At 65.9% G+C, this 21,149-nt stretch carries 23 protein-coding genes; 20 read left to right on the forward strand and 3 right to left on the reverse strand.

The annotated features are described in order from the left end of the window. Positions 1-4: 4 nt before the first annotated feature. Complete coding sequence (locus tag THSYN_RS08755) at positions 5-721, reverse strand: transposase (RefSeq protein WP_100922349.1); 717 nt, start codon at positions 719-721, stop codon at positions 5-7. Between the two features lie 240 nt (positions 722-961). On the opposite strand from THSYN_RS08755, the gene THSYN_RS08760 reads away from it, so the two are divergent. From THSYN_RS08760 to THSYN_RS08810, 11 genes are all read left to right on the forward strand, one after another. Continuing rightward, a complete protein-coding gene (locus THSYN_RS08760) occupies positions 962-1,852 on the forward strand; it encodes a Druantia anti-phage system protein DruA (RefSeq protein WP_157817396.1) in 891 nt (296 codons plus the stop codon). After that, positions 1,849-3,483: a transposase family protein gene (locus THSYN_RS08765; RefSeq protein WP_157817537.1), complete on the forward strand. Its 1,635-nt coding sequence runs from the start codon at positions 1,849-1,851 to the stop codon at positions 3,481-3,483. Before THSYN_RS08760 ends, THSYN_RS08765 begins: the two co-directional genes overlap by 4 nt. A gap of 604 nt (positions 3,484-4,087) precedes the next feature. Next, entirely contained in the window at positions 4,088-4,453 is a 366-nt protein-coding gene (locus THSYN_RS08770; protein WP_100918454.1) for a hypothetical protein, read from the forward strand. Further along, positions 4,450-5,904 (forward strand): IS21 family transposase, encoded by a 1,455-nt coding sequence (gene istA, locus THSYN_RS08775; RefSeq protein ID WP_100918453.1) that lies wholly within the window; start codon positions 4,450-4,452, stop codon positions 5,902-5,904. The genes THSYN_RS08770 and istA overlap by 4 nt, the downstream gene beginning before the upstream one ends. A 5-nt stretch (positions 5,905-5,909) precedes the next feature. Beyond that, positions 5,910-6,656, forward strand: coding sequence for an IS21-like element helper ATPase IstB (gene istB, locus THSYN_RS08780; protein WP_100918452.1), 747 nt, complete (start codon positions 5,910-5,912; stop codon positions 6,654-6,656). A 504-nt stretch (positions 6,657-7,160) separates the two neighbouring features. Further along, positions 7,161-8,259 (forward strand): peptide chain release factor 2 gene (prfB, locus tag THSYN_RS08785; RefSeq protein ID WP_100918799.1). Its coding sequence is split into 2 segments (ribosomal slippage): positions 7,161-7,235 and positions 7,237-8,259, totalling 1,098 coding nucleotides; the frame shifts between segments, so codons are not numbered across the junction. Positions 8,260-8,476: 217 nt separating this feature from the next. Beyond that, positions 8,477-8,695 carry a hypothetical protein gene (locus tag THSYN_RS08790; protein WP_100918800.1) on the forward strand — a complete coding sequence of 73 codons (219 nt, stop codon included), beginning with the start codon at positions 8,477-8,479 and terminating at the stop codon, positions 8,693-8,695. A 9-nt stretch (positions 8,696-8,704) separates the two neighbouring features. Further along, a complete protein-coding gene (gene lysS / locus THSYN_RS08795) occupies positions 8,705-10,204 on the forward strand; it encodes a lysine--tRNA ligase (protein WP_100918801.1) in 1,500 nt (499 codons plus the stop codon). Between the two features lie 3 nt (positions 10,205-10,207). After that, positions 10,208-10,378 carry a hypothetical protein gene (locus tag THSYN_RS08800; RefSeq protein WP_216644717.1) on the forward strand — a complete coding sequence of 57 codons (171 nt, stop codon included), beginning with the start codon at positions 10,208-10,210 and terminating at the stop codon, positions 10,376-10,378. A gap of 20 nt (positions 10,379-10,398) precedes the next feature. Then, a complete protein-coding gene (locus THSYN_RS08805) occupies positions 10,399-10,887 on the forward strand; it encodes a glutaredoxin domain-containing protein (protein ID WP_100918802.1) in 489 nt (162 codons plus the stop codon). Between the two features lie 213 nt (positions 10,888-11,100). Beyond that, entirely contained in the window at positions 11,101-12,393 is a 1,293-nt protein-coding gene (locus THSYN_RS08810) for a DUF3422 family protein (RefSeq protein ID WP_100918803.1), read from the forward strand. A gap of 333 nt (positions 12,394-12,726) precedes the next feature. Here THSYN_RS08810 and THSYN_RS08820 read toward each other — a convergent pair whose 3' ends face one another. Further along, on the reverse strand, positions 12,727-13,275 hold the full coding sequence (locus THSYN_RS08820) for a Smr/MutS family protein (RefSeq protein ID WP_100918804.1): 549 nt from the start codon (positions 13,273-13,275) through the stop codon (positions 12,727-12,729). A 160-nt stretch (positions 13,276-13,435) separates the two neighbouring features. Here THSYN_RS08820 and surE point away from each other — a divergent pair, with 160 nt between their 5' ends. Genes surE through rpoS form a run of 4 tightly spaced genes read left to right on the forward strand, consistent with a single transcriptional unit; the run spans position 13,436 to position 16,700 of the window. After that, a complete protein-coding gene (surE, locus tag THSYN_RS08825) occupies positions 13,436-14,182 on the forward strand; it encodes a 5'/3'-nucleotidase SurE (RefSeq protein ID WP_100918805.1) in 747 nt (248 codons plus the stop codon). Beyond that, positions 14,164-14,844, forward strand: coding sequence for a protein-L-isoaspartate(D-aspartate) O-methyltransferase (locus THSYN_RS08830; protein WP_236848830.1), 681 nt, complete (start codon positions 14,164-14,166; stop codon positions 14,842-14,844). The genes surE and THSYN_RS08830 overlap by 19 nt, the downstream gene beginning before the upstream one ends. Continuing rightward, positions 14,841-15,608 carry a peptidoglycan DD-metalloendopeptidase family protein gene (locus THSYN_RS08835; protein ID WP_100918806.1) on the forward strand — a complete coding sequence of 256 codons (768 nt, stop codon included), beginning with the start codon at positions 14,841-14,843 and terminating at the stop codon, positions 15,606-15,608. Before THSYN_RS08830 ends, THSYN_RS08835 begins: the two co-directional genes overlap by 4 nt. 30 nt (positions 15,609-15,638) lie before the next feature. Next, the gene (gene rpoS / locus THSYN_RS08840) at positions 15,639-16,700 is read left to right on the forward strand and encodes an RNA polymerase sigma factor RpoS (protein WP_236848831.1); all 1,062 of its coding nucleotides are present in this window, start codon (positions 15,639-15,641) and stop codon (positions 16,698-16,700) included. A 425-nt stretch (positions 16,701-17,125) separates the two neighbouring features. Here the strand turns inward: rpoS and THSYN_RS36635 are convergent, their stop codons facing one another. Then, positions 17,126-17,254, reverse strand: a complete 129-nt coding sequence (locus THSYN_RS36635) for a hypothetical protein (protein WP_257791239.1) — start codon at positions 17,252-17,254, stop codon at positions 17,126-17,128. 19 nt (positions 17,255-17,273) lie between these two features. On the opposite strand from THSYN_RS36635, the gene ccoN reads away from it, so the two are divergent. The 5 genes from ccoN to THSYN_RS33575 all read left to right on the forward strand — a co-directional run bounded on the left by ccoN (position 17,274) and on the right by THSYN_RS33575 (position 20,875). Continuing rightward, positions 17,274-18,707, forward strand: coding sequence for a cytochrome-c oxidase, cbb3-type subunit I (gene ccoN / locus THSYN_RS08845; protein WP_100918808.1), 1,434 nt, complete (start codon positions 17,274-17,276; stop codon positions 18,705-18,707). 23 nt (positions 18,708-18,730) lie between these two features. Beyond that, positions 18,731-19,528, forward strand: coding sequence for a cytochrome-c oxidase, cbb3-type subunit II (gene ccoO, locus THSYN_RS08850; protein WP_100918809.1), 798 nt, complete (start codon positions 18,731-18,733; stop codon positions 19,526-19,528). After that, the gene (locus THSYN_RS08855; protein WP_100918810.1) at positions 19,521-19,736 is read left to right on the forward strand and encodes a CcoQ/FixQ family Cbb3-type cytochrome c oxidase assembly chaperone; all 216 of its coding nucleotides are present in this window, start codon (positions 19,521-19,523) and stop codon (positions 19,734-19,736) included. The genes ccoO and THSYN_RS08855 overlap by 8 nt, the downstream gene beginning before the upstream one ends. Next, entirely contained in the window at positions 19,723-20,637 is a 915-nt protein-coding gene (gene ccoP / locus THSYN_RS08860; protein WP_100918811.1) for a cytochrome-c oxidase, cbb3-type subunit III, read from the forward strand. Before THSYN_RS08855 ends, ccoP begins: the two co-directional genes overlap by 14 nt. Before the next feature lie 82 nt (positions 20,638-20,719). Further along, positions 20,720-20,875 carry a hypothetical protein gene (locus THSYN_RS33575; RefSeq protein WP_157817538.1) on the forward strand — a complete coding sequence of 52 codons (156 nt, stop codon included), beginning with the start codon at positions 20,720-20,722 and terminating at the stop codon, positions 20,873-20,875. Positions 20,876-21,149: the final 274 nt, after the last annotated feature.

The raw sequence follows: 21,149 nt of genomic DNA on the forward strand, positions 1-21,149 counted from the left end.
GCGCTCAGGGACGCCCGGCGGCCATCCGGTAAGCGGCCGAACGCCGGTCGCCGCCGCGCGCCCGCGGCGAGGTGCGCCGGTTGAGCCGTTCCTCGACCATGGCGCAGAAGGCGGCGTCGCCGAGCACCCAGGCCTTGTTCGTCGCGTCGCGGATGCGGGTCAACCGCGCCTCGTCCGGGGGGGTGGCGAACCCCTTGGCATAGGCCGCCTGGCGGGTCTTTGGGCCGCGGCCCAGACGCTCATAGTCGGCGGACGCCGTGACCAGCCGGTCCGGTGCCCCGGTCGCGTTGGCGGCGAAGCTGGACCAGGCATAGTCGGCGGGGGTGCTCACCAGACCGGCGCGGACGGGGTTGCCTTCCACGTACCGACTAACCGGGATCATCCAGTCGGCCGGGTCCAGCAGGGTGGCGCGATAGCGGCCGTCCCACAGGGTGCCGGTGCGGTCGTTGCCGCTGTTGAAGTACTGGACATAGTAGCGCCCGACATACTGCATCAACTTGCCGATGCCGTCCTCGTGCAGCGGGGTCAGCAGCAGATGTAAATGGTTGGGCATCAGGCAGTAGGCGTGGATCCGACACGCGAACCTCTCCGCGGCGGTGCCGATCTTCTCCCACAGGAACCAATAGTCCTCCTCCCTGAACAGGATCTGCCGGCGATTGTTGCCGCGCTGCAGCACATGTTGCGGAACGCCGGGCAGGATAAAGCGGGGTAGGCGTGCCATGAGCGGGGTCGGGTGCGGTTGATTGGCTTGCGGCAAAGTATAGCCGACCGCCGGGCGGTGTCGGCCCATCCGGCGGCCAGCCCTGAAGCATAACCGCGCCACCCCAGTCACGGCGCGGGCTGGCGGGGGTTAGAGAAAGTTAATGTTCGCACAAGGGGGTAGACACCGCGCGGCGACTCTGGCAGGATTAATGGCAGGGTAATCGGTCTGCCGTTCCGCCGGGGGGTGGCGATGGGTGCGATGAGTCCAGGACCGTGGGTGCACTGTGGTCGCGTCTTCAGCGTCGAGGAGATCGCCGGTATCCGCCAGACGGTGGCGTGGCTGCCGCGGTTGGGGCGGCGCGAGTTGGCGGCGACGCTGTGCGAGCATTTGCAGTGGTATACCGTGACGGGGGCGGCGAAGGTTCACGCCTGTCGGGAGTTTCTGGAACGTCTGGAGGCGGCCGGGTTGGTGGCGCTGCCCCCGTTGCAGGTCGCGCGGCGTCCCCGCCCGGTCCCCCCGGCGCCGGTGGTGGCGGCGCCGATGCCGATTCACGGCCCCTTGGCCGCGCTCGGCCCGGTGCGCCTGGCGCCGGTGCGCGCCGACGCCGCGGCGGTGGCGCAATGGAATGCGGCGGTCGCGCGTTGGCACCCCTTGGGCTACAAGGGTGCCTTCGGCTACCGGCTGCGCTACTTCATCACCGCGGGCGAGCAGCACCTGGGCTGCCTCCTGCTGGCGGGCGCGGCGCGCGCGCTGGCGGTGCGTGACCACTGGATCGGGTGGGACGCCCAGACGCGCCGGGCCAACCAGGTGCGGGTGCTCAACAACAGCCGCTTTCTGATCTTTCCCCACGTCCAGGTGCCGCACCTGGCCAGCCATGTGCTGGGACAACTGGCGCGGCGGGTGCGCGCCGATTGGCTCGAACACTGGGGGTTTGCGCCGCTGTTGCTGGAGACCTTCGTCGACCCGCGCCACTACGCCGGCACCTGTTACCGTGCCGCCGGGTGGGAACTGCTGGGGGAGACCAGCGGGAGCGGGCTGGCGCGACCGGGCCGGACCTATCACAGCGCCCCGCGCCAAGTCTGGGTCAAGCCCTTGAGTGCACAGTGGCGCGAGCGCTTGTGCGCCGCGTCCGGGGGGACGACGCCATGAGCAAACCCTGCCGCCGCCTGTCACGCGCGGCCATCAAGGAGCAACGCGCGCACAAGAAACAGCAGGAACAGGCGCTACGCCAACAGCAGCGCCAGGACGGACTGATCCCCCGCGTACCCGCGCCGTTACCCAATCGCTGCTCGGCGTACGCCACGCTCGCCGAGGAACAGCAGGCCCGCGAGGCGGCGGTCAGCGGCCAGGTGCGCGTCCTGCGCCGGGAACTGCCCGCGTTGCTCGCCGCCCTGGGACAGATTCCCGAGCCCCGCAACCCCAAGAAGTGTCGGCATCGGCTCACCGTGCTGCTGCTCTACGGGCTGCTGATGTTCGTCTTTCAGTTCGCCTCCCGGCGCGCGGTCAACCGCGAACTGACGCACCCCCAGTTCGAGGCCAACCTACGGCTCCTGTTCCCCGAACTGGAGACCCTCCCGCACGCCGACACCCTGTTTCGGCTGCTGCGCGACATCGACGTGACCCACCTCGAACAGGCGCACATCGACCTGGTACGCCGCCTGATCCGCGCCAAGACCTTCCGCCGCTACCTGATCAACCACGCCTATCCCATCGCCATCGACGGCTCCCAGAAATTCACCCGTGACCACCTCTGGGATGAGAATCTCCTGGAACGTCAGGTCGGGGCCGAGGACGCGCGCCACACCCAGTACTTCGTCTACGTCCTGGAGGCCAGTCTGGCCTTTCACAACGGGCTGGTGATCCCCTTGCTGAGCGAATTCCTCGAATATGCCAAGGGCGATACCAAGGCCGACAAACAAGACTGCGAACGGCGCGCCTTCACGCGGCTCAGCGCCCGGATCAAGACGCTGTTCCCGCGCCTGCCGATCTTGCTGTTGCTCGACGGTCTCTATGCCGACGGACCGGTGATGCAGTGCTGCCATCAGTACCACTGGCAGTTCATGATCGTTTTCAAGGACAAGGACTTGCCTACGGTCTGGGAGGAATTCCACGCGCTGCACGCGGTGCAGCCAGCGGGTTGTCAGCGCGACTGGGGGGAGCGCCACCAGCGCTTTTCCTGGGTCAACGCGATCGACTATGCCTTCTCAAACAACACGCGCCGCCACCTCAGTCTGCATGTGGTGGTCTGTGAGGAGACCTGGGAGACGATCGATGAACAAGGCGCGCGCCTGACCAAGACCGCGCGCCATGCCTGGCTCTCCAGCCAACCACTCAGCCGCGCTAATGCGCATGAGCGCTGCAACCTAGGGGCCCGTTACCGCTGGGGCATCGAGGCCGGCTTCCTGGTGGAGAAACATCAGGGTTACCACTACGAGCACGCCTTTGCCCTGAACTGGAACGCCATGAAGGGCTATCACTACCTGATGCGCCTGGCGCACCTGTTCAACACCCTGGCACGCTTTGCCCGCCATCTGCGCGAGCTTTATCGCACCCTGGGCGTGCGTGGCGCCATCGCCTTCATCCGCGCGTCCTGTGCCGGCCCCTGGCTCGACCCCGCGCGGATGCGCCGCCTGCTTGTCGCGGCCGACCTGAAACCGGTCGGAACTTGCCGACCTGAAACCGGCTCTTCTTCCCCGTCTTCTTCCTGGTTAAGAAATAATCAGGCTGGTGTTTTCTTGCTGTGGGCTCTTCTTCGGTCTTCTTCCGCGCGCGTGTCATAGCTGGATCGGTGATCTGGCGAGAGACACAACATGGGGCGGGAACAAGGGCGGACGTGTGCGCATTGCGGCGAGAATTTCACCCCGGACGCGCGCAATGCCCGTCACCAGCGCTACTGCTCGCAGGCGGCGTGCCGGACCGCCAGTAAGCGCGCCAGCCAGGCCAAGTGGCTGTCCAAGGAGGACAATCGCCACTACCACTGCGGTCCCGCCGCGGTCGCCCGGGTGCAGGCGTGGCGGCACGCCCATCCTGGCTACAGTCAGCGCAACGCCCGTGCGCCGGGCGCGCTCGCCCAGTTGCCCGCAGTCGCCGCCCCGGACCCAGTCACCGCGTCCCTGCCGATCCCGGCATCGGCCGCGTCCGTGTCTGCCGCGCCGCGCGCTGCTCACGCGCCGGACCCCACCGCGCACGCACCGTTACAGGAGCACTTGGGCACCCCGTTACAAGATGTCTTAGGGTCCCCGTTACAAGATATCTTGGCTACTCAACCTGCTGTCCTGATTGGCTTAATCGCGCATCTGTGGGACAGTGCGTTACAAGAGGACATCGCCACCGCGCTGACCCGGTTGATACAACTGGGCCACGATATCCGCGGCGGAGGCGAGCATGACCATCATCAAGCGGGTCTTGAACCCGGACCGGTTGCGCCAGGTACCCGAGCACTTCAGTTGGCTCGATCATCGCCTGGTGCGTGAGCACTACATCGAGCGGGCTGACGTGTGCGCCTGGGCGCTGTATCTGTTTCTGCTCAGCGTCGCCGACGTGCATGGCCTGAGCTATTACAGTGACGCCACCCTGTCACAGCGCCTGCGGTTGCCGGCGCCCCGGCTGGCGCAGGCGCGCTGCGAGTTGATCGCCCTGGATCTGATCGCCTTCGAGCCACCGCTCTATCAGGTGCTCAGTCTCCCCGGGACGGTCCCGACCAGCGTCCACCTCCAGCGACTGCACGCGGTCTTGGAGCGGCGGTCATGATCGACTACGCCACCTGGTGTGCAATTCGCGACGGCAACGCCAAGCACCTCACGGCGCGGCAAATAGCCCGGGACCTGGGGCTGAACGTCAAGACCGTGCGGCGCTGGCGGGCGCGCCCCTATGAGCAGCGGGCCACCGCGGCACGCCCCAGCAAGCTCGATCCCTTCAAAGGGCGCATCGTCGGTTGGCTCGAGGCCCATCCGCTCAGCGCCCAGCAGGTCTTTCAGCGCCTCGGCGAGGCCGGGTATGACGGTGGGATCAGCATCGTCAAGGAGTATGTACACACCATTCGCCCACGTCCGCGGGAGGCGTTCCTGACCTTGGCCTTTGCCCCCGGCGAGGTGGCGCAGGTCGACTGGGGCGAATGGGGCACCATCGCCGTCGGGGAGACGCGTCGGCGCCTGTCCTTCTTCGTCATGGTCCTGGCCTACAGCCGGCAACTGTACGTGGAGTTCACCCTGGCCCAGACCATGGAGCACTTTCTGGCCGCGCACATCAACGCTTTCAACGCTCTGGGCGTACCCCAGAAGGTGATGGTCGATAATCTGCGCACCGCGGTGCTGGCGCATGTGCGCGGCGAGCCGCCCCGGTTCAATCCCCGGTATCTCGATTTCGCCCGGCACTACGGCTTCGAGGTCGTGGCCTGTAACGTCGCCAAAGGCAACGAGAAAGGGCGCGTGGAGCGCGGCGTGGGGTACGTCAAAGCGAACTTCCTCAACGGCCTGGAGTTACCGGATTTTACCGCCCTCAACCCGGCGCTGCGGGTCTGGCTGGAGACGGTGGCCAATGTCCGACTGCACCGCGAAACCCAGCGCCGGCCGGTCGATCTGTGGGCCGAAGAGCAGACTCATCTGCAATCGGTCAATCCGCGCCCCTTCGATGTCGGTCGGGTCCTGGCGGTGCGGGCCAATCGCCAGTTCCGGGTGACCTTCGAGGCCAACCGCTATTCGGTGCCGGCGCGCTTTGCCGGCGTTCAGGTGACGCTCAAGGCGTATCCCGATTACCTGTGTGTGTATCACGATCAAGCGCTGATCGCCCGCCATGTCCGCTCCTACGAGCGGCACCGCGATATCGCCGATCCCGATCATGCCAAAGCACTGGTGGCGCAACGCCGCCATGCCCAGGACGCCCACGTCCTCCAGCGGTTCCTGGCCCTGTCACCGCTGGCGGCGAACTACCACACCGGCTTGCTGGAGCGGCGCGGCAACGCCTTGTCCCACGTGCGCAAAATCGTGGCCCTGGCGGACATCCACGGCGAGGAGGCGGTCGCCCGCGCCCTAGCCGATGCCCTGACGTTCGAGGCCTTCAGTAGCGAGTACATCGCCCATCTGATCCAGGCGCGGGGCCGCCAACTCCCAGCGCCCAGCCCGCTTCAATTGCTGCGGCGCCAGGATGTCCTGGACCTGGAACTCCCGCCGCCGGACTTATCGCCCTATGGGAGCGAGGGGTAAGCAGCATGTCGATCACCGAGCAGGTCCTGGTGCAGCAACTCGAACGGCTGCAATTACGCTATTTCCTCCAGCACTATCCGGACCTGGTGGCGCAGGCGGCGCGCGAGTCCTGGACCCATGGCCACTTTCTCGAACAACTGGTCGCCGGTGAGGCGGCCCGCCGCGACGAGGCCCGGGTAGCGCGGCGAGTGAAGGCCGCCCACTTGCCCGGCCTCAAGACCCTGGATGGCTTCGACTGGAGTTGGCCAAAGAAGATCAACCGCACCCAGGTGCAGCACCTCTTCCGCTTGGAATTCCTGCCCCAACAGGGCAACGTCATCCTGCTGGGCGGAGTCGGCGTGGGCAAGACCCATCTGGCCATCGCCCTCGCGCACACCGCCTGCCTGCAAGGACACGCCGTGCTCTTTACCCGCGCGGTCGATATCGTCACTGCCCTGGCCGCCGCCCAGGCCACCGGCGGGCTCAAGCGGGAACTGGCGCGGTTGCTGAAACCTACACTGCTCGTGATCGATGAGCTAGGCTACTTGCCGATCGACAAGTTCGGCGCCGACGGTCTGTTCCAGGTCATCAGCCAGCGCTATGAGCGCGGCTCCACCGTCATCACCACCAACCGGGCCTTCAAGCAGTGGCCGGAAATCTTCAACAACGATAGTACCCTGACGTCAGCCTTGCTCGACCGGCTGCTCCATCATGCCGAGTCCGTGGTCATCGAAGGTCGCAGCTATCGCATGCGCGATCAGACCGACGCCTGAGTCCCGCTCCCCCCAGCGCTCCCCCATGACCGCCGCCAGTCACCCTGCGTGACCGGCGGCGACCCTGTTCTTGCCCCGCCATCGTTCCGCCGATGCCTTTTGTGGTCCGTTTTGTTGTCGGCTGTTTTGTACCGCTTTCACGGTGGCGCCGACACCTGCTCGCCCAGCCGCTGCAGCTTCAGCTCGAATAACCGCCGCCGGGAACGGCGCCCGACCCCGGCACGCCGGCGACCACCGGTGCTGGCAACCGCTGGCCTGGCGAGCGTGACGCATGCCCGAGTACCGGTCCGACAACCCTCCCGGCACCTGCCAAACCTTCTGCCGCAACCCCCGGTCAGGGCCAACGCACCCCGCAGCGGCCAACGCCAGCGCCCAACGGCGCCGACGCCGCCCAATGTCAGCCGGCGGCAGGGTTATGCTTCAGGGCTGTCCGGCGGCGCCGGTCGTGGCGCCGGGTGGCCCGCTGCGCCTATACTTGTCGGTTCGACCAACGCGGAGTGAATCATGCTCGACTTCAACCCTATCGCCCACCAGATCAATGACCTGAAGGGGCGCGTCGCGTCCCTTAGGGGGTATCTTTGACTACGAGGAGCGTCAGGAGCGCTTAACCGAGGTCTTGCGTGAGCTTGAAGACCCGCAGGTCTGGAACGACCCCGAGCGTGCCCAGACCCTGGGCCGTGAGCGCGCCGGCCTGGAGGCCGTGGTGCTGACCGTGGACGACATGACCGCTGCCTTGGCCGACGCCGACGGCCTGCTGGCCCTGGCTGCCGAGGAGGATGACGAGGCGACCGCCACCGATCTCCTGCGCGATCTTGGCCGCTGCGAGGAGCGGGTGGCGGGCCTGGAGTTCCGCCGTATGTTCTCCAACCCCATGGACGACAAGAACGCCTTTCTCGATGTGCAGGCCGGCTCCGGCGGGACCGAGGCCCAGGACTGGGCCGAGATGCTGCTGCGCATGTACCTGCGCTGGGGCGAGCGGCGCGGCTTCAAGACCGAGCTGATGGAGGTCTCCCCCGGCGACGTGGCCGGCATCAAGTCCGCCACGGTGCACTTCCAGGGCGAGTATTGCTTCGGCTGGCTGCGCACCGAGATCGGGGTCCACCGGCTGGTGCGCAAGTCCCCCTTCGACTCCGGCAATCGCCGCCACACATCTTTTGCGGCGGTGTTCGTCTCCCCGGAGATCGACGACACGGTGGTGGTGGAGATCAACCCCGCGGACCTGCGCATCGATGTCTACCGCGCGAGCGGGGCCGGCGGTCAGCACGTCAACCGCACCGAATCGGCCGTGCGCATCACCCACAATCCTACGGGGATCGTGGTCCAGTGCCAGAACGAGCGCTCCCAGCACAAGAACAAGGACCAGGCCATGAAGCAACTCAAGGCCAAGCTCTATGAGCTGGAGATGCAGAAGCGCGCGGCCACCCAGCAGGCGGTGGAGGACACCAAGTCCGACATCGGCTGGGGCAGCCAGATCCGCTCCTATGTCCTGGATCAGTCGCGGATCAAGGATCTCCGCACCAATATCGAGATCGCCAACACCCAGGGGGTGCTCGATGGCAATCTCGATCCCTTCATCGAGGCGAGCCTCAAGAGCGGGTTATGACGTCGCCCTTGGGCCGAACGCCCGCGCTCAACCTGGCGGCGTCGCGATCACCGCCGCCGCCACCCTACTTTACGCGGGTGAAGCTGACGAACTACCGCAGTATTGTGTCATGCGATGTGCGGCTGTCGGCCCCGCGAAGTCGTCCGGTCCGGTTTGTATACGCCGGGGGAGTTGCTGCGGCTGGATCAGATCGCGCCCAGCGTCGATCTTTACGAGCGTGGCCGGCTTTCGCGGTCTGCCCGCAGACTTGATTGCGCCCGCTGATCCGGAGCGCGGCCGTGACGCCAAAGGATGGATCGGCCAACGCATGGGCAACTACGATTCGCGTGTCGATCAGCCGGCGCTGACGTCACGATTCGATATTACGCTGGCCGCGACGCGCTCCCGCTCTTTTCGCAAGTTCTGCTCCGACTTCAGATTGCTACTGGATGCCTAAAGCTACACCATGACAGATACCACACCCCAAGACGACAACAAGCTGATCACCCAGCGGCGCGAGAAGCTCGCCCAATTGCGCACCGCCGGCGAGGCCTTTCCCAACGACTTCCGGCGCGATGCACTCGCCGGTGATCTGCTCACGAACTACGGCGGCTGGGAGTCCGCGGCCCTGGCCGAGCCGCCCCTGCGGGTGGTCATCGCCGGCCGCCTCATGAGCCGCCGGGTGATGGGCAAGGCGAGCTTCTCCCACCTCCAGGACATGTCCGGTCGCATCCAACTCTTCGTGAGCCGCGATGCCTTGGGCGAGGCCGGCTACGCCGCCTACAAGCATGATCTCGACATCGGCGACATCATCGGCTGCGCCGGCACCCTGTTCAAGACCAAGACCGGCGAGTTGTCGGTGCGCTGCGAGTCCATTCGCCTCCTCACCAAGGCCCTACGCCCCCTGCCCGAGAAGTGGCACGGGCTCGCCGACATGGAGACCCGCTACCGCCAGCGCTATGTCGACCTCATCGTCAACGAGTCCACCCGCGCCACCTTTCGCACCCGCATCAGTATCATCGCCTACATCCGTGCCTATCTGAATGAGCGGGCCTTCCTGGAGGTCGAGACGCCGATGATGCATGTGATCCCGGGCGGCGCCGTCGCGCGCCCCTTCGTCACCCATCACAACGCGCTCGACATGAAGCTGTACCTGCGCATCGCCCCTGAGTTGTATCTCAAGCGCCTGGTGGTGGGCGGCTTCGAGCGCGTCTATGAGATCAACCGCAACTTCCGCAACGAGGGGCTCTCGACCCGGCACAACCCCGAGTTCACCATGCTGGAGTTCTACCAGGCCTATGCGGACTACCGCGACCTGATGGATCTCACCGAGGACCTGCTGCGCGGCATGGCCCAATCCGTCCTGGGGACCACGACCTTCGATTACCAAGGCACCGCCTTCGACTTCGGCCAGCCCTTCGAGCGCCTGACGGTGCGCGAGGCCGTCCTGCGCTTCAATCCAGCGTTCAGTGCTGCGGATATCGACGACCTCGACGCCGCCCGCCGCAGCGCCGCTACCCTGGGGATCGCGGCACAGGACGACTGGGGCCTCGGCCGCATCCATATCGCCATCTTCGAGCAGACCGGCGAGCACCGACTGATCAATCCCACCTTCATCACCGAATACCCGACCGAGGTCTCCCCGCTGGCGCGGCGCAATGACTTAAACCCCCTGGTGACGGACCGCTTCGAGTTCTTCATCGGCGGGCGCGAGATCGCCAACGGCTTCTCCGAGCTGAACGACGCCGAGGACCAGGCCGAGCGCTTCCGTCACCAGGTGGCGCAAAAGGACGCCGGTGATGAAGAGGCGATGTACTACGACGCCGACTACATCCGCGCCCTGGAATACGGCCTGCCGCCCACGGCGGGCGAGGGCATCGGCATCGACCGGCTGGTCATGCTCTTCACCGATGCGCCATCCATCCGCGATGTCCTGTTATTCCCGCATATGCGCCCAGAGGATTAGTGAATGACCGCCATCGTCGGGGAGGCGTCGCAGGTCGCCCCTGTGGATAAGTGGAGTCTTGGCTTGGTAGCGATCTTCGCGGTCAACTTTCTCGGCGAACGGCCGACGCTCCGTTACTGGGGTGGGATCGGCATGGTCGCTGGCGGCGTTCTGCTGCTTGCCCTGAAACGCTGAAATTGGCATCCTCAGCCGCCATGAGTACCCAATCCCGACTGACGGGCTTGAGCGCGGTCCTCCTGGCCGCCCTGATGGGCGGCGCGCCGGGCCCTGCCCAGGCCGAGATCTACAAATGGACAGACGCCCAGGGCGTCACCCATTTCTCCGATCAGCCTCCGGCGGGCGGGACTGCCGAGCAGGTTCGGCTTCCCGCGACTCCGGACCCGGCACCGCCGGCCGTGCGGCCCGCCGCGCTCAGCACCCCACCCCCGGCCGCCGCACCAAACCGCCCGGCCGCCAAGCGGGTGGTCATGTACGCTGCCGCCTGGTGCGGCTACTGTAAACAGGCGCGGCGTTATTTCAATACCCATGGGGTCGCCTACAGCGAATACGATGTCGAGCAGGACGCCGCCGCCGGCCGTGAATTCAAGCGCCTGGGCGGTCGTGGGGTACCCCTGATCCTGGTCGGCGAGGCGCGTTTGCAGGGATTCTCGGAGGGCGGGTTCGAGCAGCTGTATAACCAATGACACGGACCTGGGGGCGGCGCGAGGGACCATGGAGTATTCCCGTTCGTGAACCGTTCCTAAGGGCGGGATTGCCGACTTTCGCTGCGCTCTACCCGGCGTGCGGACCGGTCACGACCGGGGTACCGACCGCAGTGCCGGGCCACCCGATCGCCGCCCTGTTTTCCCCCGACCGCCCGGTTATAATCGTGCATCGCAACCCGGATCATCTAAATCATGCCGCCTGTTTTCCAAGAGCATCCGCTACGGCGCGTCGTCACGGCCGAGCTTCACGCCCGCACCTTCCAGCCGCTGCGCGCGCCGGAGCGGGTGGCCTATCTCGCGGTGGTGTGCGGCGAGCAGGGGATCGAGCGCAATGTCGAGTATCTCAAGCGGTTACTCGAACATTATGGACGGCCGATCCCGGAGACGGTCGACCGGCACTACTCGGCCGACCTGGGGCCGATGCGCATGCGCTGGGAGCGTCACACCGAGTTCGTCACCTACACCTTCAGCCGGCAGGGTGCCTACGAGCATCCCTTCGCCGCGCCCCTACTCCATGATCTGCCCGAGGCGTGGCTGCGTGAACTGCCCGGCGAGGTGATCTCGGCGGCCGCGATGGCGATCGACGCCTGTGCCACGCCGGAGCGCAGCAGTGACGAACTGGCCGAGTTGTTCAGCGGCAATGCCGTCATCGGCTCCGAGGCCGTGGGTGGCCTGGCCCGCATCTGGTCGGATTTCAGGATCGATGCAGACGGTTTCGTCCGCATCCTGGTGCGCGACTGCAGTCTGTCGAAGAACCAGGCCGGGCGACTCGCCAAACGGATCCTGGATCTGAACTGCTACCGGGCGCTCGCCTTGCTCGGGTTTCCGCTGGCGCGCGAGGTCTCCGCCACGCTCAGCGATGCCGATCGGCGACTGGCGCTGCTGTCCGCGCGCATGTCCGCTCCGGGGGCGGCGGGCCGGGCCTTCGAGAGCGAACTGCTGGCGGATCTGACCAATCTTGCCGCCGAGATCGAGGAGGTCTCGGCGCGCACCACCTATCGCTTCGACGCCTCGCGGGCCTATTACGCGATGGTCCGGCAGCGGCTCGAGCAACTGCGTCAGCAACGCATCGAGGGCCTGCAGACCTTCACCGAATTCCTCGAAGCCCGCCTGGCGCCGGCGCTCGCCACCTGCGCCTCGACCCAGCAGCGCCAGACCGATCTGGCGGAGCGCGCGGCCCGGCTGACCAGCCTCTTGCGGGCGCGGGTGGACGTGTCCCTGCAGGAACAGAACCGCCAGTTGCTGGAGTCCATGGATCGCCGTGCGCACATCCAACTGCGCCTCCAGGAGACGGTCGAGGGTCTGTCGGTCATCGCGATCGGCTATTACGGCGTGGGGCTCATCGGTTATGCACTCAAGGGGCTGGAGGATGGCGGGGTGCCGATCAACGCGACGCTCGCCATGGGCATCGCGGTGCCCCTGGTCTTAGGGTTTGCCTGGCTGGGGCTGCGGCGGGTCAAGAAGCACCTGAGCGGATCAGCTTGAATCATACCGCGTAACGATTCAAGAACAAGTTAAACGCAGTCGTTGTCGTTGTCGTATTCGTATTCGTATTCCGAAAAGCGACGCAATTTCGGGTGCCAGAGAAGCCAGGGCTCTACGATACTGTCGACAACGACAACGACAACGACAACGACAACGACAACGACAACGACAACGACAACGACAACGACAACGACAACGACAACGACAACGACAACGACAACGACAACGACAACGACAACGACAACGACAACGACAACGACAACGGTGCAACACACGTTCCTAATGGAATTGTTTTATTAGGCCAGCGCCGACACGCGGCGGCCGGGGCCAGGATCAAGGCCCCTGCCGCCGCGCCTTGTTGGGATTGCGCAGCAGGACATAGACGGCGCCGGTGCCGCCGTCGCGACGGGTGGCGGAGCAGAAGGCCAGGACCTCCAGGTGCAGGCGCAGCCAGTAGTTGACCTTTTGCTTCAAGACCGGTTGCCGCTCGGACGAGCGGATGCCCTTGCCATGGATGATGCGGGCGCAGCGGACCCGGCGGTGACTGCACTCGGTGAGGAACTCGGCCAGGACGCGGCGGGCGACCTCGACGGTGAGACCGTGCAGGTCGACCTCCAGCCCGACCTCGATGGCGCCGCGCCGCAGGTCGGCGAGAACACGCTGCTGGAGCCCGGGGCGGGTGAAGAGCAGGAACTCGTGGGTCTCGACCTCGGACTCGGACAGGGTGGTGCCGCCGTCCTCGGGCAGCGTCGGCGGGCGCGGACGCGGGATGGGGGGCGGGCGCCGACGGTAGGGCTCGGGGTCCTGGGGCGCCAGCGGTTGGGCGTCCTGGACCTCCGTGCGGAAGAGCTCGAGATCGGCCGGGTCGGTGTGTTTGTTCATGGGACCTGTGCCTTGCCGCGTGCTTGGCGCTGAGTATAACCGCGCCCCGGTCCGCAGCGCGGCGTCCCGTGCCCGCCGACAGGATGTCCGCGGCGAGGCTTTCCAGTATCATCCCCGGGCCTCATCCCTTTAAGTCTGTTTCACCGCGGGCGCCGGTCGCATGAAGATTCTGGTCAGCAATGACGACGGTTACCAGTCCCCGGGGCTGCTTGCCCTGGCGGCGGGGCTTGCCCGCTTGGGGGAGGTGACGGTGGTGGCCCCGGACCGCGACCGCAGCGGGGCCAGCAATTCGCTGACCCTGGACGTGCCGCTGCACGCGGTGCGCATGGGCAACGGCTTCATCCGGGTGGACGGGACCCCGACGGATTGCGTGCATCTGGCGCTTACCGGTCTCTTGGAGACGGAGCCGGACATCGTGGTCGCCGGGATCAACCATGGGGTCAACCTGGGGGACGATTGTCTCTACTCCGGGACCGTGGCGGCGGCGACCGAGGGGCGTTTTCTCGGGCTCCCGGCGATCGCGGTGTCGATCGATTCGCGCGAGCCCCGCCATCTGGACACCGCGGTGCGGGTGGCCTGCCTGCTGGTGGAGCGATTGCGCGAGGCGCCGCTGGACTCCAACCTGATCCTCAACGTCAATGTGCCGGACATGCCCTACGCGGACTTGCAGGGGTTCGCGGCGACCCGGCTGGGCCATCGCCACAAGGCCGAGGCGGTGGTGACGGCCAAGGACCCGCGGGGCCGGACCATCTATTGGGTCGGTCCGGCCGGTCCCGAGCAGGATGCGGGGCCCGGGACCGACTTCTACGCGGTGCGCGGCGGCTGCGTGTCCATCAGCCCGCTCCAGGTGGACCTGACGCGCCACGCCGCCTTGGAGGCCCTGGGGTCATGGCTGCGCTCATGTTGACCTCGGAGGCCAGTCGCCGTGGGATCGGGATGACCTCCCAGCGCACCCGCGAGCGGCTGATCGCGCGCCTGGGCGCGGCCGGGATCACCCATCCGGACGTGCTGCGGGTCATGCGTGAACTGCCGCGGCATCTGTTCGTGGACGAGGCCTTGGCGAGCCGCGCCTACGAGGACTCGCCCCTGCCGATCGGCCATGGTCAGACCATCTCCCAGCCCTATACCGTCGCGCGCATGACCCAGACGCTGTTGGAGCACGGACCCTGCGATACGGTGCTGGAGGTCGGCACCGGCTCCGGGTTCCAGACCGCGGTGCTGGCCGCCCTGGTGCGGCGGGTCTACAGCGTCGAGCGCATCGCGTCCCTGCAGGAACGCGCCCAGCACTGCCTGCGTCTGCTCAAGGTGCGCAACGTGCGCTTCCGGCACGGGGACGGATTCCTGGGGTGGTCGGACTACGCGCCCTACGACGGTATCCTGGTCACGGCCGCGCCGCGCGGGGTGCCGCGCGCCCTGGCCGACCAGTTGGCGCCGGCCGGCGCCCTGGTATTGCCGATGGGCGAGGGGGACCGTCAGGTGTTGATCCGGGTGACCCGCACGGCCGATGGGTTCGACCAGCGGGTGCTGGAGCCCGTGAGTTTCGTTCCCTTGATCGCGGGGGTGGCATGATACGGGTGTGGTCCGCCATCCTGGCGACCCTGCTCTTGCTGGGCGGCTGCGCCTCCACCGGGCCAGCGCCGGTGGGCGGCTGGGGCGGTCAGAAGGCGGGCGCCAGGAGTTACGCACCGGTCCCCAAGGGCTATTACCGGGTCCGCCGGGGTGACAGCCTGGGCGGGATAAGTCAGCGGCGCCGTGTCAGTGTCGATCACCTGATCCGCTGGAACGGCCTCAAGCCCCCTTATACCCTTTATGTCGGGCGGGTGTTGCGGGTCGCACCGCCGCGCGCGGGGACCTCCCGGGCCGCACGGGTGACGGCCAGACCCGGGGCTGCCAAGTCAGTGCGCCCCGCCGTCGGCGCCGGCGTAGCGCCGGTCTCGGGCAGCGGCGCCGGCGCCTCCGCGGTGGTCTGGGCCTGGCCGCTCGCCGGCGCCGTCGTCCAAGGTTTCCGGGCCGGCGACCCGGCGCGCCCGGGGCTGCGGATCAGTTGCCGGCCGGGCGAGGAGGTGCACGCGGCGGGCGCCGGAGCAGTCGTCTACAGCGGCAGTGGACTCAAGGGTTACGGCAACCTTATCATCGTCAAACACAACAAGAACTATCTCAGTGCCTACGGCTTCAACCGCCGCCTGTTGGTCAAGGAGGGTGACAGCGTGACACGCGGGCAGGCGTTGGCGGAATGCGGTGAAGGACCAGGTGGTGCCCCCCTGCTGCACTTCGAGGTACGCCGCAACGGTGCCTCGGTCAACCCGCTGCTCTACCTGCCCCCGCGCGCCTAACCCCGTCTGAGCGGACGGAGGGAGATGTGGATGTCTACCACTGAGGACCCGGAAATCGTCGAGTCCGAGAGCGAGCCCGAGATCGAGCTCGATGCCGACAGCGAGGCCTTGATCCTGCTGGGGCAGGAGGAGCCCGACGAGGCGCTTGAAGTCGTGGAAGACGGGGAAGACGCGCAGGACGCGGACGAGGCGCAACTCATCGAGAGCATCGACCCGGAGGCCGCCGAGCCGACGGCGGAGCGCTTTGTCACCGGTGACGGCGACTTCGACGCGACCCGCCTCTACCTCAATGAGATCGGTGAGTCGCGCCTGCTGACCGCGGAGGAGGAGATCACCCTGTCGCGCCTGGCCCAGCGCGGGGACAATCTGGCGCGTCAGCGGATGATCGTCTGTAACCTGCGCCTGGTGGTGAAGATCGCGCGGCGCTACCTCAATCGCGGCCTGCCGCTCCTGGACCTGATCGAGGAGGGCAATCTCGGGCTGATCCGGGCGGTGGAGAAGTTCGACCCGGAGCGCGGGTTTCGCTTCTCGACCTATGCCACCTGGTGGATCCGCCAGACCATCGAGCGGGCCATCATGAACCAGACGCGCACCGTGCGGCTGCCGATCCATGTGGTCAAGGAGATCAATATCTATCTCAAGGCCGCGCGCCTGCTGTCCCAGCGCCTCGACCACGAGCCCACCACCGAGGACATTGCGGTCCTCCTGGACCGGCCGATCAACGAGGTCAAACGCATGCTGGGTCTCAACGAGCGGATCGCCTCGGTGGACACCCCCTACAGCAAGGATGCCGACAAGCCGTTGGTCGACATGCTCCAGGACGAGACCGCCGACGACCCGACCGAGCGGATCCAGGACGAGGACATCCACGCCAACTTCGAGCACTGGCTGGGCAAACTCAACGACAAACAACGCGAAGTGGTCGAGCGCCGTTTCGGGCTCCACGGTCACGAGCATTCGACCCTGGAGCGGGTGGCGCAGGAGCTGGGTGTCACCCGTGAACGGGTACGGCAGATCCAGATGGACGCATTGCGGCGTCTGCGCGATATCCTGGAAAAAGAAGGGTTCTCCGTCGAATCCTTCTTCAAGTGATGGGCATTGGTTAACCCGTTCACGTTCAGCAGAACCTTCCGTGCCCTCGGTTGCCGGCCCCCGGCGCCTGGCGCGCGCCGCACATCCACCCTCTCTTTACTGACAGGTTATTGTAATATAAGCTGTTGTCCTGCCGCTTAGAGTCAACGCATACCGCGACGACCGGTGTGTCGCACCAGTGTCCATGGTGCCGTCTCTGTTGACTTTATACGCATATTCCAGTGTAGTTGCCGCCACTGCCCGCTTGGGTTCGTGGCGCGGCACGGCGTCTGCGCCACCGTCGCGATTGCGCGTTCAAACGGCGAGAATCAATAGAGAGGATTAACGCAATTTCGCAGGATTCACCGGCATTCGGTGCGGCTGGCCTGACCGCCCATCATCCTGAAAGGTCATCCTGAAAGATTGTGTGGATTCGCGCTGATTTCTCACTGGCGGGTACGGCCTTCCGCGGTGGCCCGGCCGTCTGCTGCCTGGGTGTCCCAGGCCCCGCCGCGCCAGGGATCGACGGTGCGGCACTCATGGCCGGAGCGCCCCCGTCTCTGCTGTTGTCTCATTTAATTCACGGGAGGGCTTATGGAATCCGGATTGGAGCAGAAGTACAACTTCGACGTTGTACGCTGGTTCACCGTCATGGCGGCCGTCTACCTGGTGGTGGGGGCCTCGGTCGGCGTCTATATCGCATCGGAACTGGCGTGGCCGTTCCTGAACTTCGACAGCCCCTACATCTCGTTCGGGCGCTTGCGGCCGCTGCATACCAATGCGGTCATCTTCGCCTTCGGCGGCTGTACCCTCATGTCGACCGCCTTCTATACGGTCCAGCGCACCTGCGGCGTGCGCCTGTGGAGCGACAAGCTCGCCTGGTTCGTCTTCTGGGGCTGGAACGCGGTGATCCTGTGTGCGGTCATCACCCTGCCGTTGGGCCTCACCGAATCCAAGGAATACGCTGAACTGGAATGGCCGGTCGACATCCTGATCGCCGTGGTGTGGCTCAGCTTCACCTTTAATTTCATCATGACGATCGCCCGGCGCAAGTCCTCGCACATCTATGTGTCGAACTGGTTCTTCCTCGGCATGATGGTGATGATCGTCTACCTGCATGTGGTCAACAGCCTGGCCATCCCGGTGGGGCTGTTCAAGTCCTATTCGCTGTTCTCCGGGGTCCAGGACGCCATGATCCAGTGGTGGTGGGGGCATAACGCGGTGGGCTTCTATCTCACCGCCGGCTTCCTCGGCATCATGTACTACTTCGTGCCCAAGCAAGCCGGGCGTCCGATCTATTCCTATCGCCTGTCGGTCATCCATTTTTGGGCCCTGATGTTCGGCTATGTCTGGCTCGGTGCCCACCACCTGCAATATACCGCCCTGCCGGACTGGACCGGGTCCCTGGGTGCCGCGGTCTCGATCGCGATGATCATCCCCTCCTGGGGCGGCGCGGTGAACGGCATGATGACCCTGTCGGGAGCCTGGGACCGGCTGCGCACCGATTATGTCCTGCGCTTCCTGATCATGGCCCTGGCCTTCTACGCCATGTCCACCTTTGAAGGTCCGGTGATGGCGCTCAAGACCGTCAACGCCCTCTCCCACTATACCGACTGGACCATCGGCCATGTGCATTCCGGGGCCTTGGGCTGGGTCGCCGGGATCTCCATCGGTGCCATCTACCACCTGATGCCGCGCCTGTTCCATACCGAGATGTTCTCCGAGCGCCTGGTGAACTTCCATTTCTGGACCGCGACCATCGGCACCGTGGTGTATATCGTGGCGATGTGGGTCTCCGGCATCATGCAGGGCCTGATGTGGCGTGCCTATGACGAGTACGGTACCCTCGCCTATACCTTCGTCGAATCGGTCGACGCCATGCACCCATACTATGCGATGCGCGCGGTTGGCGGCGCCATCTTCCTGACCGGTGCCGTCGTCATGCTGTTCAATGTGCTGATGACCATTCGCCGCTCTGCCGTCGCCGGCAGCCTGGCACAGGCGCGCACCCTTCCGGCCGCGGCCTGATCACCTCGGGAGACTATAGAGAAATGGCTGAGCAAAGAGTAAAGGCGAAGGGCTTCCAGGAATGGATGGAGATCAACATCTGGGGGCTGCTCTTTTTCCTGGCCCTGGCCCTGTCGGTGGGTGGTCTGGTCGAAATCGTGCCGCTGTTCTTCATGAAGAAGACCATGGAGTACAACAAGTTTCCCGAGATCGTCTGGTCCAAGGTGGGGGTGACGCCGGTCGTCACCGTGGATGAGGCCGGCAAACAGGTCTGGAATTGGACCGCGGGTGACGGCGTGCGCCCCTATACCGCGCTGGAACTGGCCGGGCGCGATATCTATCAGCGCGAGGGCTGCTACCTCTGTCACTCGCAGATGGTGCGGCCCTTCCGTGACGAGAAAGAGCGCTATGGTCACTACTCGCTGGCCGCCGAGTCGATGTTCGATCACCCGATGCAATGGGGTTCAAAACGGACCGGTCCGGACCTGGCCCGCCTGGGCGGCAAGTATTCGGACGAGTGGCACCGCCAGCATCTGCGCCGGCCCCAGGACCTGGTGCCGGAGTCGGTGATGCCGGCCTATGTCTGGCTCGACCAGACCCCGGTGGACCCCGACCGCTCATTGGTGGTGTTCGGCTGGACCCTGTGGCCTGCCCCGACCGGCTCCAGGATGCAGCGACACATGAAGGGCCTGCGGCTGGTCGGGGTCCCTTACACCGACGCCGACATCGCGGCCGCCGGCCCCTTGGTCGAGGGCAAGACCGAACTGGATGCCCTGGTGAGCTATCTGCAAGTGTTGGGTACCATGGCGAAGCTGGACGATGCCAAGGCCTATCGTGAATAGCATCAGCGCGTACTTCCACACCGATTGGGCGGCGATGACGGTCAGCGACTGGGTCGGGACCATCCTGACCGTCGTCATCTTCGTCCTGATGGTGGTGGTGTACTTCCAGGTCTTCCGTCCCAAGAACCGGGATCGCCTCGAGGCACAAAAGCACATCCCGTTCGAAGTGGACAACGAATCCAACGGAGACAAAGATGGCGGAAAATAATCCCTTCCCCGGTGAGAACAACACGGGGCACGTCTGGGACGGCAATCTGCGCGAGTTGAAGAACCCGCCGCCGCGCTGGTGGATGCTGGCCTTCTGGGCCTCGATTGCCTTCTGGATCGGCTATGCGATCCTCTATCCCATGTGGCCCGTGGGCCAGGAGCCGACCCAGGGCGTGCTGGGCTGGAGCCAGATGAAGGAATATCAGGAGGGCCTGGATCAGATGGTGGCCAAACGCGCCCGCTTCGAGGACCAGCTCGCCGCCATGACGCCGGCCCAGATCATTGAGGACCCGGGCCTCAAGCAATACACCCTGGCTGCCGCCAAGGTGCTGTTCGGCGACAACTGTCGCGCCTGTCACGGTACCGGGGGTGCCGGCAATCCGGGGTATCCGGTCCTGGCCGATGACGATTGGATCTATGGCGGTACCACGGTGAAGATCCAGGAGTCCATCGTGGGCGGACGCCAACCGGCGATGACCGCCCACGAAAAGACCCTCACGCCGGCCGAGGCGGACACCCTGGCCAAATGGGTGGTGCAGATGAATGAGACCGTCGGCAAGGGCGGGAGTGACGAGGGTTGGGCCCTGTACAAGACCAAGGGCTGCACCGCCTGCCACGGTGAGAAGGCGAACGGCCATGTGGTCGACCTGCCGGGCGGGGACTTCGTGACCGTCGGTGCGGCCAACCTCACGGACGGGATCTGGCGCTTCGAGCCGGGCGGCTACGACAGCGCCAGGCACACGATCCTCTACGGGGTGAACCAGGCTGGTGTGACCCAGACCCGCAATGCGGTGATGCCCGTCTGGGGTCCCGACCCGGCCCGTCAGGGTCAGGCGAAGCTCAGTGCGGAGGAGATCAAGAAACTCGTGGTCTATGTCCACGAACTGGGCGGTGGCTACTAGGGCATCGCCCGACTGACGCGGGTCCGGCGGGCGGCGGCGGCGCCCTCCGTCGGCAGATTAAATTCAGAGAGGGGGAGTCGCCATGGGTGTAGTCACCAACCTGATGAACTGGGATCCGGTGGCCTGGCTGTCGATCCTGATGGTGGTGGGCGCCATCGCCATCGTCGTCTTCCTGTCCTTCAAGGTCTCGGCCCTCATCAAGCGCGACGCCGAGGCGCACAAGGACCAGAAACCGTAGGGTCCGCTGCGCGGACCGCGGACCGCGGACCGCTGGCCGGAACGCCGGAATGATGATCGAGGCCGCCGTGGGGTCTTCAGTCCGCACAGCGGCCCCGACGCTGGCCGGCAGCGCGGGCAAGGTGGGCCGGGCGCGCCCCCGCATCCCCCTTGTTTCTGCCTGGAAGCTCTTGATACTCAATCAGTTATAATTGCGAAAACGCATAGTTCGAGGGGCGGCGAGGGCGCACTGTGGCGGCTTGGCCGTCACCGGCCGCACCGGCGGCGTGGCCGGT

This window comes from Candidatus Thiodictyon syntrophicum, assembly GCF_002813775.1.
GTDB classification, from domain to species: Bacteria; Pseudomonadota; Gammaproteobacteria; order Chromatiales; family Chromatiaceae; genus Thiodictyon; species Thiodictyon syntrophicum.